General features: G+C 71.5%; 10 protein-coding genes. 6 read left to right on the top strand and 4 right to left on the bottom strand.

Features of this window, described 5'->3' with window-relative positions:
- Positions 1-66: 66 nt before the first annotated feature.
- The 3 genes from HCK04_RS09885 to HCK04_RS09895 form a co-directional block, all read right to left on the bottom strand.
- Complete coding sequence (locus tag HCK04_RS09885; protein ID WP_142646877.1) at positions 67-1,392, bottom strand: glycoside hydrolase family 6 protein; 1,326 nt, start codon at positions 1,390-1,392, stop codon at positions 67-69.
- 376 nt (positions 1,393-1,768) lie between these two features.
- Positions 1,769-3,133 (bottom strand): MFS transporter, encoded by a 1,365-nt coding sequence (locus tag HCK04_RS09890; protein WP_221889891.1) that lies wholly within the window; start codon positions 3,131-3,133, stop codon positions 1,769-1,771.
- Positions 3,134-3,168: 35 nt separating this feature from the next.
- Positions 3,169-3,825: a GntR family transcriptional regulator gene (locus HCK04_RS09895; RefSeq protein WP_142646878.1), complete on the bottom strand. Its 657-nt coding sequence runs from the start codon at positions 3,823-3,825 to the stop codon at positions 3,169-3,171.
- A gap of 349 nt (positions 3,826-4,174) precedes the next feature.
- Between HCK04_RS09895 and HCK04_RS09900 the strand changes: the two genes are divergently transcribed.
- From HCK04_RS09900 to ligA, 6 genes are all read left to right on the top strand, one after another.
- Positions 4,175-5,473, top strand: a complete 1,299-nt coding sequence (locus tag HCK04_RS09900; RefSeq protein WP_142646879.1) for a dicarboxylate/amino acid:cation symporter — start codon at positions 4,175-4,177, stop codon at positions 5,471-5,473.
- Positions 5,474-5,667: 194 nt separating this feature from the next.
- A complete protein-coding gene (locus tag HCK04_RS09905) occupies positions 5,668-7,287 on the top strand; it encodes a M1 family metallopeptidase (protein ID WP_205830053.1) in 1,620 nt (539 codons plus the stop codon).
- Positions 7,288-7,383: 96 nt separating this feature from the next.
- Positions 7,384-8,271 carry a response regulator transcription factor gene (locus HCK04_RS43480; RefSeq protein ID WP_277351425.1) on the top strand — a complete coding sequence of 296 codons (888 nt, stop codon included), beginning with the start codon at positions 7,384-7,386 and terminating at the stop codon, positions 8,269-8,271.
- Between the two features lies 1 nt (position 8,272).
- Positions 8,273-9,916 carry a HAMP domain-containing sensor histidine kinase gene (locus HCK04_RS44125; protein ID WP_260617181.1) on the top strand — a complete coding sequence of 548 codons (1,644 nt, stop codon included), beginning with the start codon at positions 8,273-8,275 and terminating at the stop codon, positions 9,914-9,916.
- Between the two features lie 509 nt (positions 9,917-10,425).
- On the top strand, positions 10,426-11,532 hold the full coding sequence (locus tag HCK04_RS09920) for a D-alanyl-D-alanine carboxypeptidase (protein ID WP_205830054.1): 1,107 nt from the start codon (positions 10,426-10,428) through the stop codon (positions 11,530-11,532).
- Between the two features lie 58 nt (positions 11,533-11,590).
- On the top strand, positions 11,591-13,678 hold the full coding sequence (gene ligA, locus HCK04_RS09925; RefSeq protein WP_142646880.1) for an NAD-dependent DNA ligase LigA: 2,088 nt from the start codon (positions 11,591-11,593) through the stop codon (positions 13,676-13,678).
- A 152-nt stretch (positions 13,679-13,830) separates the two neighbouring features.
- On the opposite strand, the gene HCK04_RS09930 is transcribed toward ligA, so the two are convergent.
- Positions 13,831-15,207 (bottom strand): histidine kinase, encoded by a 1,377-nt coding sequence (locus tag HCK04_RS09930; RefSeq protein WP_240971260.1) that lies wholly within the window; start codon positions 15,205-15,207, stop codon positions 13,831-13,833.
- Positions 15,208-15,316: the final 109 nt, after the last annotated feature.

Here is a 15,316-nt window from a genome sequence, read left to right on the forward strand (position 1 = left end):
TCCGGCCGCCTGGTCCGGTGTATCAGCCCGGCGGCTCAGTCCGGCCGCTTGGCCGGGCCGGGTGCCTCACAGCGGCGGGTAGGCGTTGGCGAGGAGCTCCTGGAACTGCTGCCCGAACCACTGCCCCGCCGCCGGGGCGTACGGCAGCGCCCCGCTGGGCACGGTCCCCTGAACGTAGGTCGGATCGCACATCGGGTCGGGCTGGAGGCCGTCGGGGCCCGGGACGTTCATGCTCGTTCCGTCGGAGACGCCCGGCGGCTTGATCCACGCGTACGCGTCGATGCCGGAGGCGGGGGTGGCCGTGGGCCGCGCGCCGAGCCCGGCCCCGGCCTGGTTGCACCAGTTGCCGACGCTGTGGCGGCGATCCGTCCGCGACTCGTCGACGAACCGGTTCACGTCAGTGGAGGTGCTGGTGCGGACCGGGCGATAGGGGCCGCCCCAGCCGCTGCGCGAGGTGTCGATCACCATGCCGATGCCGGGCCCGAAGCCGGCCGCGATGAGCCGCTGACGGAACGCCTGGGCGAACGACAGCTCGTCCACGTAGTCGTTCCCGGCCACCCACCGCGAGTTCTTCACCGGCAGGCCCATGTGGGTGTTGAAGTAGGGCTCGACCAGGGCGCCGTAGCCCGCGACGTTCACCGTGAAGCCGTGCACGGGCGAAGGCTGCCCACCGGTCGCGCCCGCGATGCTCGCGAGCAGATCGGCGGCCCGGCCGAAGTTGTCCGGATGACCGACGACGCCGTGATGGGAGGCGTCGAGGTAGACGTACACGTTGGGGATGGCGTGCAGCCGGGTGATCGCGTACCGCAGCGCCGTGGGATAGGCCCCGCTCGCCTGTACGGTGGCGCAGCGGGAGGTGGCGGCGGGCAGGAGCAGCCCGGGCAGGAAGTCGGGCTCGACGATCGCCACGATGCGCAACCGCTGGTAGGCCGGGTCGGCCAGGATCTCGGCGATCGGATCGACATACTCGGTCCGATAGCGGTTCAGGCCGTCGGCGGTCACGCTGAAGTCCCCGTTGGAGACCGCGTGGGTGCAGTTGCGATCGGGCAGGTCGTTCAGCACGATCTGGATCGTGAGCGGGGCCGAGCCGTAGGAGTCCTGCACGACGGCCTCGTCCAGATGCGCGCGCAGCCCGGGGAAGGAGGAGGTGCCCTCGATGTGGGCGACGCTGTCGAGCCAGATGCCGGTCGGCTCGATGGCCACCGCCGCGCCGCCGGGCTCGGACACGGCCGACGCGTACCACCAGGGATCGACGTAGCGCTCCGAGGCGATGTACGGGTTGTCGACACGGGTGTCCGCGGCGGCGGGGGTGCCCATGAGGACCGTCGCCACGGGGAGGAGGATCGTCGCCGCGATCGCCGCCATGAGACGCGCTCCCAGCCGCACCGCCATGCCGTGCCTCCTCATCGCGCGAGACCGTCGTCACCATGCACGATTCATCGGCTGGTCGGGCGCGTACAGGGCTCGATCGCACCCGCCGCCGTACGCGCGTGGGGTCCGGGGGAGATCACCCGCCCTCAGCTCGGCGAACGCCGCGTCGCGCGAGGTCGCCCGGTGCCGCCGCGCGCCGGATGGCCTGAAAGCTTCAGCCGGCCCGGGCGGCAGCAGAGCGGACGGCAGCAGAGCGGAGGGCGGCGGCGCAGGAGGGCAGCCGGCCCGGACGGCAGCAGAGCGGAGGCGGAGGGCGGAGGGCGCGGCGGCCTGGACCCCAGCGGCGCGGAGGATGGCGATGCGGAGGCTTCTGGCGGGACGTCCCGGAAGCCCGCCGTCAGCGCGCCGGGGTGGTCGGCTCCGTGACGCGGGCGCCGGTCACGACGAGGCCCAGGCAGACCAGGGCCGCTGCCGCCACCGCCGCCAGCATGACGGGGTAGGAGAGCCACGACGACAAACCGGCCAGCACGGTCGGGAGGAGGAAGCCCGCGTAGGCGAGCATGTAGTAGACGCCGGTCAGTCCGGCCAGATCATCAGGGCCGGCCATGCGCTGGATCTCCAGCAGCCCGGAGACCACCGCGATGCCATAACCGGCGCCCAGGGCGGCCGCGGTGACGGCCGCGAGCCACGGCGAGAGCAGCACCGCGTTCGCCGCGCACAGCGCCGCGCCGAGGAGCATCACCGCCATGGCCGCAATCGGAGCCCGTCCGGTCCGGCTTCCCGCAGCGCGGTCGCCCGCCGCGCCGTTTCTCTTCCCGCTGTGCAGCCACCTGGCCACGGGCTGCACCGCCACGCCCGTGCCCAGGGTCAGCACGGTCAGCCCGGTCGCGTACGCCAGCCCCCAGTCGCCGACGCGGAAGCCGACAAGCTGGGGCGTGACCGCGTACGCCAGCCCGGCCGCGCCGAACACCCACGGCGCCATCGGCAGCACCACGAGCCGGAACCGCCTGCGGGCCGGCGCGGGGACGCGCAGATCGTCCGCCAGCGCCCCGAGGAGCTCGCGCACCGAGCCTCCCGCCCGAGCGGGCCGCGTCTCGGGCACCCGCAGGAGCAGCACGGGTATCGCCGCGGTGAGGAGGATGTGGACGGCGTACGGGCTCACCATGGGCCATGGTCCCCACTGGGCGAGCACGCCCGCGATCCCGGCGCCGAGGCCGAATCCCGCCGTCTGGCACAGCGCTGCCCGGCGTGCGGCGAGCCCGCCGTCCGTCCCGCTCGACAGCTCCTTCACCCAGCTGCTGCCCACCGACATGGCGATGCCGACGGCGAAGCCGGTGATCAGCCGTCCCGCGTAGATGGGCCAGGCGCTGTGGCCGCCGAAGCAGAGCACCAGGCTCGCGACGGCCGAGGCGACGGTGCCGGCCACCAGCACGGGACGCCGCCCGCGCCGGTCGGACACGGGCCCGGCGAGCAGCAGCCCCGGCACGAGCCCGACGACGTACGCGCCGAGGAAGGCGTCGACGCTGAGCGCGGAGTAGCCGCCCAGCCGGCGATACATCAGCAGCAACGGGGTGAACTGGTTGCCGCCCCAGCCGGCGGCGAACATCGCCGCGGCGACGGCCCGCCAGGCGCCGGGGCTGAGCGTGACGGGGCTGAGCGTGACGGGACTGAGCGCGCCGGGGCTGTGTGCGGCAGGGCTGAGGGTGACGGCAGGTTTGGGGGCGGCCTGCCGGGGTTCCGGCATCCGCTGGGTTTCCGGCATGGGGACGTCGAACCTTCGAGACAAGTGGAGGCGGATCAGCGGTCGGCGGGGTAGGGCGAGCCGTGCGTCGCGGTGAGGTGATCGAGCAGGGCCGAGGCGAAGGCCGCGCTGTCCCCGGCGAGGAGGTGGCCGAGGAGGGCCTCGTGCTCGTCGGCCAGCACGGACAGCCGCTCCGGCCGCGGGCGCAGGGCGGTGATGCTCATCCGCCGCTGCCGGTCGCCGAGCGTGGCGTAAAACCGGCCGGCCAGCCGGTTGCCCGACGCTTCGACGATGCACCGATGGAACGCCTCGTCCGCCTCGGCGAACCGGCCGACGTCCGCGGCCTCGGCGAGGGCGTGCTGCTGGCGCAGCAGGTCGCGCATCCTCTCATGATGATCGTCGCGCAGTCCGGTCCTGGCGATGCGCTCGGCCGCGGACCGTTCGAGGGCCAGCCGCAGCTCCAGGACGTCCGCGGCCTCTCCGGGCGGCACCGGCACCACCACCGCGCCGCGCTTGGGGTGCAGCGCCAGCAGTTCCTCCGACTCCAGCCGCAGGAACGCCTCCCGGACGGGCGTCCTGCTCACGCGTACGCGTTCGGCGATCTCACCCTCGCTGATGAGGCTTCCTCCCGGCAGCTCGCCGGAGAGGATCAGCTCCTTGGTCACGGCGTACGCGGTGTGGGCGGCGGACGGGCGCTTCGCGGGATCGGCCATGCGAAGGAGCGTAGCAGGCATAGATACAAGTTGTATCTATGGGCGCATCCCGTGATCGGACATCACGGTCAGGAAGCTCATATGGGACTTCTGGGGCGATTGAGGCTTCACTGGCTCAGGAGAACGTGATACGGATCACATTGAAACACCGGAATTTACTGCCGGTTGAGGAGGTTTTCTCGCGCTATGAGATCAATCCCGGTGTCCGTGCTGCTCGTCAAGCGGCTGCACGTCGACCTGTGCCGGTTGAGCAGTCGTCTCTGTCACTGAACGCAGTCACCACTCCTTCCCCCCTCTCCACTCGCATGCCGCCTCGGCGTGAGCATGCCTTCCTGCCGGAGTCTCGTTCGTGAAGAAACTCTCTTTTTCCCTGCAGTTGCTGCTCGGCCTGGTGATCGGCGCGGCCCTCGGGTTCGTCGCCCGCGCCGGTGACGTCGCCTGGCTCACCGCAACCCTCACCGAAGTCGGCAAGATCTTCGTCCAGCTCCTCAAGCTCGCGGTCGCGCCGCTGGTGTTCACCGCGGTCGTCGTCAGCGTGGCCAACCTGCGCAACGTCAGCGGCGCCGCCAGGCTCGCGGGCAAGACGCTGCTGTGGTTCCTGATCACCTCGCTGATCGCGGTGGTCTTCGGCATCGGCCTCGGTCTGATCCTCAACCCCGGCCTGGGCGTCACCATCTCCACTTCCGGGGCGAAGGCCGTCGACCTGGACGGCGCAGGCACCTGGCTGGACTTCCTGACCGGCATCATCCCGACGAACATCGTCACCGCGTTCACCGAGCTCAACGTCCTCCAGATCGTCTTCCTGGGTGTCGTCCTCGGCGCCGCCGCCCTGGCGGTCGGCGAGAAGGCGGAGCCGTTCCTCGGCTTCAGCCGGTCGGTCCTCGACCTGGTCCAGAAGGCTCTGTGGTGGGTCATCAGGCTGGCCCCGATCGGCACCGCCGGTCTGATCGGCAAGTCGGTGGCCAGCTACGGCTGGGACCTGCTCGCCCCGCTCGCGAAGCTCAGCGCGGGCGTCTACATCGGCTGCCTGCTGGTGCTCCTGGTGAGCTACCCGCTGCTGCTCGCCTTCGTGGGCAAGGTCAGCCCGCTCACCTTCTATCGCAACGCCTGGCCCGCGATCGAGCTGGCCTTCGTCTCCCGTTCCTCGGTCGGGACCATGCCGCTCACCCAGCGGGTCACCACCGAGCGCCTGGGCGTGGACCGCGACTACGCCTCCTTCGCGGTGCCGTTCGGGGCCACTACCAAGATGGACGGCTGCGCCGCCATCTATCCCGCGCTCGCGGCGATCTTCGTGGCCCAGGTCTTCGGCGTCCACCTGCACGTGGGCCACTACCTGCTGATCGCGTTCGTCTCCGTGGTCGGCTCGGCCGCGACCGCCGGTCTGACCGGCGCGATCGTGATGCTCACCCTGACCCTGAGCACGCTGGGCCTGCCCCTGGAGGGCGTCGGGCTGCTCCTGGCGATCGACCCGATCCTCGACATGATCCGCACCGCGACCAACGTCACGGGACAGATGGTGGTGCCCGTCCTGGTCGCACGTTCCGAGGGCCGTCTCGACGAGGAGGTGTTCAGCGCCCCGCCGCAGCCTCTGGACGAGGCCCCCGCCGCGGTTCGTCCCGCGTCGGGTCCCGAGCCTGCGCTCGCCTGATCCTCCCTCCCTCCCGTCCGGCCCCGCCCACGACGTCGCGTCGTGGGCGGGGCCGTTCCCGGCGGGCGGCCGTGCACGGTGATACATGCCTGAGCGGTCGCTGATACACGGTCTAGGCGGTGCCGACACATGCCCCACCCACGATGGGCGGAGTGCGCGCACCCAGCGCGTCTTCTTCCCGAAGGTGGTCATCGATGTCCTCTGCCCGCATGTCCGGCCCGCGACCGCGGCCCAGCACCACAGGCAGCCCCCAGTCGCCCGCGCCCCAGCCGCCCCGGCGCCGTACGCGGGGATCGCTCGCCGCGCTGGCGACGACGGGCGCGCTGACGCTGGCGGTCTCCGCGTGCGGCGCGGCGGCCCAGGCCGGGGACGCCGCCACGGCCGTCAAGGGTGACGTCCGCGCCGGCGCGTCCTCGCCGGACGTACGGACGCCCCGGCCCGGCGCTCACAGCGCCGGTGACCCGCTCTTCACCTACCTCGGCAACGGCGGGTACGACGTCGCCTCCTACGACATCCGGTACGACTACCGTCCCGGCACGACGAAGATGAACTCCTCCGTGCGCATCACGGCCACGGCGAAGCAGGCTCTGTCCAGCTTCAGCCTGGACTCGAAGGTGGACCGCATCACCTCGGTCTCCGTGCAGGGCGAGCCGGCCGCGTTCACGGCGTCCGGCGAGAAGCTCGTGATCACGCCGCGGCGTCCCCTGCGCGAAGGCGAGTCGTTCCGCGTCGACGTCTCCTATCGCGTCGACCGCGCGGACGACACGCCGTCGCCCTCCTACCCGGCTGGAGCGCATCACCTGATGGCCTGGGTCGAGAAGGACGACGGCTTCGCTCTCATGGGCCAGCCGGACCGCGCCCACATGTTCTTCCCCGGCAACGACCACCCCAGCGACAGGGCCCGCTTCACCTTCCGCGTCACCACGCCGAAGAACCTCCAGGCGGTGGCGAGCGGGACGCTGCGGTCGCGCAGGACGACCGGGGGCCGCACCACGTACACCTACACCACCCGCGACGCCATCCCGACCGACGTCGCCCAGGTGGCAGTCGGCCGCTTCACGAAGGTGACGGCGCGCGGGCCGCACGGCCTGCCGATCCGCAGCTACGTCGCGACCGGCCGCTACAAGGCGGTGAAGCCCCGGGTGGACGACATCCCCGAGCAGGTCGCCTGGGTGGAGAAGGAGCTGGGCCGTAAATATCCCTTCGAGACCTACGGGGTGCTGGGCGTGCAGGGCGGCTACGACGGCGTCGCCCTGGAGTCGGCGACGCTCTCCACGTTCAGCGCCGACGGGCTGGCGCTCCCGGCCGCGGAGATCGCGCCCACCATGATCCACGAGTTGGTCCACCAGTATTTCGGCGACGCCGTCTCCGTACGCACCTGGAACGACATGTGGATCAGCGAGGGCCACGCCGAGTACTACCAGCTGCTCTATTCCGTGGCGAAGGGGTATCGGAAGCTCGACGACGTCCTGAAGCAGCGCTACGAGTTCGAGTTCGACAAGCGGGTCGAATCCGGGCCTCCCGCGCGGCTCAAGACGGCGCAGGACGTGCTGACCGGCGGGAACAACGGCGGACTGCTGATGCTCGCGGGCCTGCGCCGGCAGGTCGGCGACTCCGTCTTCAAGAAGATCGAGCAGACGTTCTACGACCGATACCTGGGCAGGTCCGCGACCACGAAGGACTACATCGACGTGGCCAACCGCGTCAGCGGGCGCGACCTCACCTCCTACATCGAAGGCTGGCTCTACGGGGCCAAGGTCCCCCCGATGCCGGGCCACCCGGACTGGAAGCCGCCGGCGGCCCCGGCCTCCTGACGCTTCCCGCCGTACGCCACTGAGAGGGGAGCACCGGATGCGTCCTTATAAGCTCGCAAGCGCGCAATCAGCCGCCTTCGGGGAGATATTTCGGGTTTGGACATCAAGGGCGGGCCGCAGGCCCCTGTCACCGTGCTGCTCGTCGAGGACGACGAGGTGATCCGCAAGACGGTCGGGATGGCTCTGGAACGCTACGGCTACGCGGTGTCCACGGCCGGCGACGGCCTCACCGGCCTGGAGCTCGCCCGGGAGGGGCGGCACGACCTGCTGTTGCTGGACGTGATGCTGCCGGGCCTGGACGGCATCGGCCTGTGCCGCGCGGTCAGGGAGACCAGCCTGGTCCCGATCCTGATGATGTCCGCGCGCGGTGACTCGCTCGACGTGGTGTCGGGCCTGGAGGCGGGGGCGGACGACTACGTCGTCAAGCCGGTCGACACCGGCGTGCTGGTGGCCCGGATCCGCTCGTTGCTGCGCCGGGCCACGTTCACCCCCGATCGTGCCCTCGATCACGGGCCCGGTCGAGCGTTCGATCATGGGCCCGATCGCGCTCCCGATCGTGCTGGTGATCGAGGGGCCGGTCGCGGTCTCGGTCGCGGCTTTGGCGGCGAGCCCGAGCGCGGGCCCTCTTCCGGGCCCTCCGCCGAGCCTTCTGCCGGGCATGGGCCGGATGATCCCCCGCGGTCCGCGTCCGGCGGGGCAGGCGACCTCGTCTTCGGCGACCTGACCATCGATACCGACGGCCTCGAAGTGCGCCTGGCCGGCGAGCCGGTCGCGCTCGCCCCCACCGAGCTGCGGCTGCTGCTGGAGTTCGCGGCGCATCCGGGGATCGTGCTGGACCGCCAGACGCTGCTGCGCAACGTCTGGGACTACGGCTGGGACGGCGACAGCCGCGTCGTGGACCTGTGCGTGCAGCGGCTGCGCAAGAAGATCGGCGCCGACAGGATCGAGACCGTTCGCGGTTTCGGCTACAAGCTGCGGCGCTGATGTGAGCACCGATCCCATCAAACCCACCAAGATCTCCCGACCGACCGGGTCCGCCGGGCGCACCGAGGCCGCCGCCGAATCCGCCGAGTCCGCGGAGCCCTCCGCGCCCGCCGCCCCTGTCACGCACGCCGAGGCCACTCGCTCCGCGGAGCCCGCCGCGCCGGCCGAGCCCACCGAGTCCGTCGCGCCCGCCGAGCCCACTCGCTCCGCGGAGCCCGCCGACATCCCTGCGCCCGCCAGGTCCACCCGGTTCGGAGGGCCGGCCGATTCCGCCGTGCTCGCGGGAGCACGCCGTACGGCGCGGAAGGGGCGGCGGATGTCGCCGGACACCCAGCACACCCCGTCGGAGCCCAGACGCACGCCGCGCATCCGGGCGTCACTGCACCTCCTGTCGCTCCTGGACCCCCGGTCGCTCCGCTGGAAGATCGCCGCGCTGGCGGCCGTGGCCTCCTGCGCGGTCGCCGTGGCGGTCGGGGTTCTGGTGCACACCACGACGTACGAATGGTCGCTGAACACGGGCAGGTCCGAGGCGTTCCAGGCTGTCATCCGCACGGCGAGCGGCACCCCTGGCGAGGACCCGCCGGACAGCGCGATCGAGGACCCGGCCGAGCTTCCGCCGGAACTGCTGCGGCAGGTGACACCCCGGAAACCCGCCACCTGGCATGACGACTCGGAAGTCGCCACCTGGTATGACGACACGAAACCCGACGAGCCATGGATGTGGGCGGCCGTCCGCAAAGGCGGCCGCGTGCTGGCCGTCAAGGTGGACATGGGCGCCGAGCGGCGCAGCCTCCAGGCCCTCGACCGGCACATCGTCATGGCCACGCTGGCAGTGCTCGCGATCGTGGTGCCCCTCACGGCGCTGATCGCCGAGCTGCCGAACCGGCGTCTGCGGCGCGTGGCGGGAACGGCCCGGCGCATCGCGGGCGGAGACCTCGACGCCAGGATCGGGGCGGAGGGCCGGACCCGCGACGAGATCGGCGAGATCTCGGCGGCGGTCGACTCGATGGCGAGCGCGCTGCAGGAGCGGTTGCTCGCCGAGCAGCGCTTCACCGCGGATGTGGCCCACGAGCTGCGCACCCCGCTGATGGGTCTGATCACCTCGGCGGAGCTGCTCCCGGAGGGGGAGATCACCGAGCTGGTACGCGACCGGGTCGGGGTGCTGCGCGGGCTCGTCGAGGACCTGCTGGAGATCTCGCGCCTGGACGCGGGCGCGGAGCGGGCCGACCACGTGCCGGTGCCGCTGGGCGGGGTCGTCGAGGAGTCCGTACGCCGGACCGGGCTCCCGGCCCAGGTGGAGGTGATCGGCGATCCCGTGGCCGACACCGACCCGCGCCGTCTCGACAGGATCATCGCCAACCTGGTCGTCAACGCGCACCGCCACGGGCGGGCTCCGGTCGAGGTCACCGTGCGCGGCACGACGATCGTCGTACGCGACCACGGGCCGGGGTTCCCCGGCACGCTGCTGGCGGAAGGGCCGCGGCGCTTCCGTACGGGCGCGGCGGAACGCGGCAGGGGCCACGGCCTCGGTCTGACCATCGCCCTCGGCCAGGCCCAGGTGATCGGCGCGGCCCTCGACTTCGCCAACGCCCCGGACGGCGGCGCGGTCGCCACCATTCGCCTCGACGCCGGCACCCACGACTGACACGCGGGCCGCTGAGGCGTTCCGGGGACGCACAGCCCATCGGAGCCGGAAGGTCACCAACCACCTCGACGCATGCATCCGTAGCTGGGACGTGCGCGGCTGGCGCATGTGCGGTTGAGGTCTTCGGGGGCGTGCAGCTCGTGGGCAGGAAGGCCGCTGTCCGTCTCGACGTCGGCATGCGCGGCTGAGACGCGGGCGGCTGGGGCATCCGGGCGCGCGCGGCCCGGCGGTGCGGTCGACACCGTCCGTCTCGATGCCGGCATGCGCGGCTGAGACGCGGGCGGCTGGCGCATGTGCGGCTGAGGTATTCGGTGGCGCGCATCCGGCGGGAGCCGGAAGGCCACCAGCAGGTGCCGGTGCGGGGACGAGGAGCAGCCGATACACGGCGGATACACAGCCGCGGGAGATTCGAGCGGTCGCTGACTTCTCGCTGCGGCGGCGTGGAAATTCGCCCGGCACAAGGTGGGTGACGTGCGCAAACGCGTACCGACCGCCCGGAGGTGCCCTTCATGCTCCCAACCCGCCCGCCCGCCGTGTCCACGATTCCCACCGCTCCCGCCGTGGTTCCCGCCGCTCCTGCCGTACCCACCGCTCGGGCCGTACCCGCCGCTCGGGCCGTTCGCGGCGGGGAGCGGCCGGGCGACCACCCGGTCCTGCCGGTCCGCCGCCGTCGCTCCCTCCGCCTCGCGGCCATGATGTGGGCCGTCGTCCTCATCGCGTCTGCCGTCGGTGGTTGCTTCGGATCTCCCATGGGCGAAGCGAACACGACGGACGGGGGCCTCGCGGCCGGGATCGACCTGCCGTGGCCCGAGGACGGCCAGACGAGCGTCATGGTCGAGGGCCTCGGTGATCTCGGCGGCAAGGGGGAGCGGGAGCCGGTGCCGATCGCGAGCGTCACCAAGGTGATGACGGCGTACGTGATCCTCAAGGAGCATCCGCTGAAGGGCGCCGCCACCGGGCCGGTCATCGAGGTCGACAGGCAGGCCGCGGACGAGTCGTCGTCCCGGGAGGAGTCGAGCGCGCCGGTCAGGGAAGGCCAGAGGTTCAGCGAACGTCAGATGCTCGAACTGATGCTGATCCCTTCGGGCAACAACATCGCCCGCCTGCTCGCCCGATGGGACGCCGGGAGTCAGGAGGCGTTCGTGGTGAAGATGAACCGGGCCGCCGCCCGGCTCGGCATGACCCACACCACCTACACCGGCGCCAGCGGCATCGAGCCGACGACCGTGAGCACCGCCGCGGACCAGCTCAGGCTGGCCCGGCAGGTGATGAAGAACCCGGTGCTCCGCTCGATCGTCGCCAAGCGCGAGGTCACGATCCCCGGGGTGCCCGGCACGATCGTCAACACCAACACGCTGCTGGGCAGGTCGGGCGTGATCGGCCTCAAGACCGGTTCCACCACGCCGGCCGGGGGTGCGCTGATGTGGGCGGCCGAGGCCGAGGCCGCCGGCCGTACGTGGCTGGTCCTCGGCGTCGTCCTGCACCAGAGCGCCGGCTCGCCTCCCGCGACCGGCCTGCAGGCCGCACTCGACCGCAGCCGGACACTGATCGACGGGGTCCGCGCGTCGCTCGATTCGCTGATCGCGGCGCGGGCCGCGAACGAGCAGGACAGATGACATCGGACGCGCGGCGGAGGCGGGCGTTTTTGTCGGAGCCGCTTGGCACGATGACCGCATGACTGAAGCGCCCCCGATCGACGCGATCCCCGACGAGGTCGCCTACGCCGAGGCGGTACGGCTGGCGGCCGACGCGGCAGCGGCCTACTACGGCGACGGAACCTCCTCGTTGGACGACGACGCCTACGACAGGCTCGTCCGCGGCATCGCCGCCTACGAGAGGGCCCACCCCGATCAGGTGCTGGAGGAGTCGCCGACGGGCAAGGTCGCCGGAGTCGTGGGCGATGTCCCGCACATCGTGCCCATGCTCAGCCTCGACAACGTGTTCGGGCCGGAGGAGCTCGCGAGCTGGGCGGCCTCGCTGGAGCGCCGGCTGGGCCGTCCGGTGACCGCGTGGTCGGTGGAGCCGAAGCTGGACGGGCTGGCGATCGCCGCCCGTTATCGTGACGGCCGCCTCGTCCAGCTGGTCACCCGCGGCGACGGGAGCGCGGGCGAGGACGTCTCCCACGCGATCGGCACGATCGTCGGCCTGCCCGGGCGGCTGGCCGACCCGGTCACGGTGGAGCTGCGCGGCGAGGTGATGATGACCGCGCGGCAGTTCGAGGAGGCGTGCGCGAAACGGCAGGCGCACGACGGGACGACGTTCGCGAACCCGCGCAGCGCCGCCGCGGGCACGCTGCGGGCGCAGGACCGGCCGTACGTATGCGAGCTGACGTTCTTCGGGTATGGGGCGCTGCCGCTGCCCGACGACACCTCCGGCCTCGCGACGCGGCTGCGGGAGTCGCCGCACAGCCAGGTGATGGACTGGGTCGCCGGTCAGGGGGTGCAGACCACGGCCGAGACCGCGGTCGCCGGGATCGTCGCGACGAGTGTGGAGCAGGTGCAGCGGCGGGTCGAGGAGATCGCGGCCGCGCGGCCGGAGCTGCCGTTCGGGATCGACGGCATCGTGATCAAGGCGGATGACGCGGCCGACCAGGCGCAGGCCGGGTCCGGCTCGCGGGCGCCGCGGTGGGCGATCGCCTACAAGCTGCCCGCCGTGCAGAAGATCACGAAGCTGCTCGGCGTGGAGTGGAACACCGGGCGCACCGGTGTGATCGCCCCGCGCGCGGTTCTGGAGCCGGTGGAGCTGGACGGCTCCGTCGTGACGTACGCGACGCTGCACAACCCCGCGGACATCGGGCGGCGTGGGCTGATGCTGGGGGACAGCGTGGTCGTCTACAAGGCGGGCGACGTGATCCCGAGAGTGGAGTCCCCGGTGGTGCACCTGCGCACCGGCGACGAGCAGCCCATCGTGTTCCCCGAGGTGTGCCCGGCCTGCGAAGGCGAGATCGACACCTCCCAGGAGCGGTGGAGATGCGTGCGAGGCCGCGACTGCCGTGCGATCGCCTCGATCCGATACGCGGTCGGCCGCGACCAGCTCGACGTGGAGGGGCTGGCCGACAACCGCATCCAGCAGATGCTGGACGCCGCCTTGATCGCCGACTTCGGCGACCTGTTCTTCCTCACCCGCGAGCAGCTGCTTGACCTGGAGCGGATGGGGGAGGTGTCCACCGACAACCTCCTGGCCGCCATCGACAGGGCCAGGACGAGGCCGCTGAGCCGGGTGTTCTGCGCGCTCGGGGTCAGGGGGACGGGGCGCTCGATGAGCCGCCGCATCGCCCGGCACTTCGGCACGATGGAGGCCATCCGCGCGGCCGACGCCGAGGCGCTCCAGCAGGTGGACGGCATCGGCCCGGAGAAGGCGCCCGTGATCGTCGCCGAGCTGGCCGAGCTGGGCGACCTCATCGACAAGCTCGTCCGTGCCGGGGTGAACATGGTCGAGCCCGGTGTGGCGGCGGTGGCCGGTGACGTGGGCGGCACGACCATCCCGGCTCCGGATGATCAGGAGCAGGGTGCGCTGCCGCTGACCGGGATGACGGTCGTGGTCACCGGCGCGATGAGCGGGCGCCTGGCGGCGTTGTCCCGCAACGAGATGAACGAGCTCGTCGAACGGGCCGGAGGCCGGGCCTCGTCCAGCGTTTCCGCGAAGACCTCGTTGGTCGTCGCGGGAGACAACGCGGGATCCAAGCGGGCCAAGGCCGAGTCCCTGGGCGTGCGGATCGTCGCCCCCGAGGAGTTCGCCGAGATGGTCGCGCACCTGTTGTAGGCGACCTTGTCCGCTCGCGCGAGCCCACGTGCGACGGACGAGACGAGCGGCTCAGGCGGCGTCCGGCAATCGCTGCCGGCGGTGGCCCGTGCGGGATCCATCGTGGGCGGGCGAGAACGCGGTGAGGCGCCGCCGCGTGGGCCGCGCACGGCTCACGCGCTCTCGCCGTCCGCAGCCTCGTCGGCGTCGGCAGGGTCGTAGGCAAGGTCGTCGGCCGCCTGAGCGCCGGCGGGGTGGAAGGGGATGCGCGCCACCAGCATGAAGCCGCCGTCAGGCGTCCCCTTTCTCTCCAACCGGCCGTCCAGAATGGCGATGCGCTCTTCGAGCCCGGCCAGGCCGAACCCCGATGGGGGAAGCAGGCGCTGGAGGGACATCCTCGCCCGGCCTTCATCCCTGCCGTTCACGACCGAGACGGTCACGACGCCGTCGCGGGCCTCGCAGGTGACGCGCACCAGGGACCCGGGAGCGTGCTTCCTGACATTGCTCAGCCCTTCCTGCACGACCCGGTAGCAGGCGAGCCCGATCTGGGCGGGCAGGCCGATATCCGGCAGGTGGTAGTCGAGACTGACCCGCGTGCCTGTGGCGGCCGCCTCTTCCACGAGGGAAGGGATCGCCTTGGCCCCCGCCGTCATCCGGGACCCGTCCTCGCGCCGGAGCACCGCGAGCAGCTCGCGCAGCTCGGCGAGGGCCTGCACGCCCTTGTCCTCGATGGTCGTGGCGATCCTGCCGGTCTCGGGGTCCGCGTCGTCGCGGATGATCCCCGCGTTGAGGACCATCACGGTGACCGCGTGCGTCACGGTGTCGTGCAGTTCTCGTGCGATCTTGCGGCGCTCCCGGACTGCCGCCTGCTCTTCGCGGTCCCGCACCTCGGCCCGCAACTCCGAGATCATGCCGCGGTAGCCGCGCACCCACGTGCCGACCAGTGCGGGCATGAAGATGAACACCAGCGCGCGCACCACGCAGAGGTAGAGGACGTCGTCCGTCTTGGGGTCCACGTAGTCGACGGCTGCGGCGGTCATGATCAGAGGCAGGGTCACCAGCTGCCACTTGCGGATCTTGCTGTCGGCCGTCATCGAGTATGCGGCGAAGGCCATGGGCACGATCTGTCCGGTGGTCACTGCGCAGAGAGCCGAAGTGACGATCATGGGCAGTCCGGTGCGCCGGCGTATCAGCAAGGCGCCCGCGGTGATGACCTCGATGACGATCTCGATCCATTGCGGGACCGGGCCCCACGGGGAGAAGGACAGACCCAGGAGCGTCGGCGGGATGGTGAAACAGAGGATCGATATGGCCAGCAGCGCGTCGACGATCCGCCGGCGGTGCGCTTCGGTGAATTCGGCCAGCGCCAAGGGGACGCAGACAGGATTCAGGGTGTTTCGCACGAGAGGGCTCTTTCCGGGAGGCAGCCCGGGCTCCCCGCTCTCGGAACGCACCCTGATTGATCCTTCGGAGGTCGGAGGAGATCCCATGTTGCAGCGGGGAGCCGTAGTTCCATGCACGTGGCCATCGTCTGCCAGGGTGGTCCACATCACATGGATAAGGCTGTGGTCTTCCTAAATGTGTTCATCCTGGGTGTGGCACAACCACCCAAAGTCGATCGCCCTGGTGGGCCGGGGCGAGCGCTCCGTTTATCCGAAC

This window comes from Microbispora sp. CL1-1 (assembly GCF_012034195.1).
Classification (GTDB): Bacteria; Actinomycetota; Actinomycetes; order Streptosporangiales; family Streptosporangiaceae; genus Microbispora.

Coding starts and splice junctions, on each gene's coding strand:
- HCK04_RS09890 (WP_221889891.1), bottom strand. CDS start 3,133: ATGCCGGAAACCCAGCGGATGCCGGAACCCCGGCAGGCCGCCCCCAAA.
- HCK04_RS09895 (WP_142646878.1), bottom strand. CDS start 3,825: ATGGCCGATCCCGCGAAGCGCCCGTCCGCCGCCCACACCGCGTACGCC.
- HCK04_RS09920 (WP_205830054.1), top strand. CDS start 10,426: ATGCTCCCAACCCGCCCGCCCGCCGTGTCCACGATTCCCACCGCTCCC.
- HCK04_RS09885 (WP_142646877.1), bottom strand. CDS start 1,392: ATGGCGGTGCGGCTGGGAGCGCGTCTCATGGCGGCGATCGCGGCGACG.
- HCK04_RS09905 (WP_205830053.1), top strand. CDS start 5,668: ATGTCCTCTGCCCGCATGTCCGGCCCGCGACCGCGGCCCAGCACCACA.
- ligA (WP_142646880.1), top strand. CDS start 11,591: ATGACTGAAGCGCCCCCGATCGACGCGATCCCCGACGAGGTCGCCTAC.
- HCK04_RS09930 (WP_240971260.1), bottom strand. CDS start 15,207: ATGTGGACCACCCTGGCAGACGATGGCCACGTGCATGGAACTACGGCT.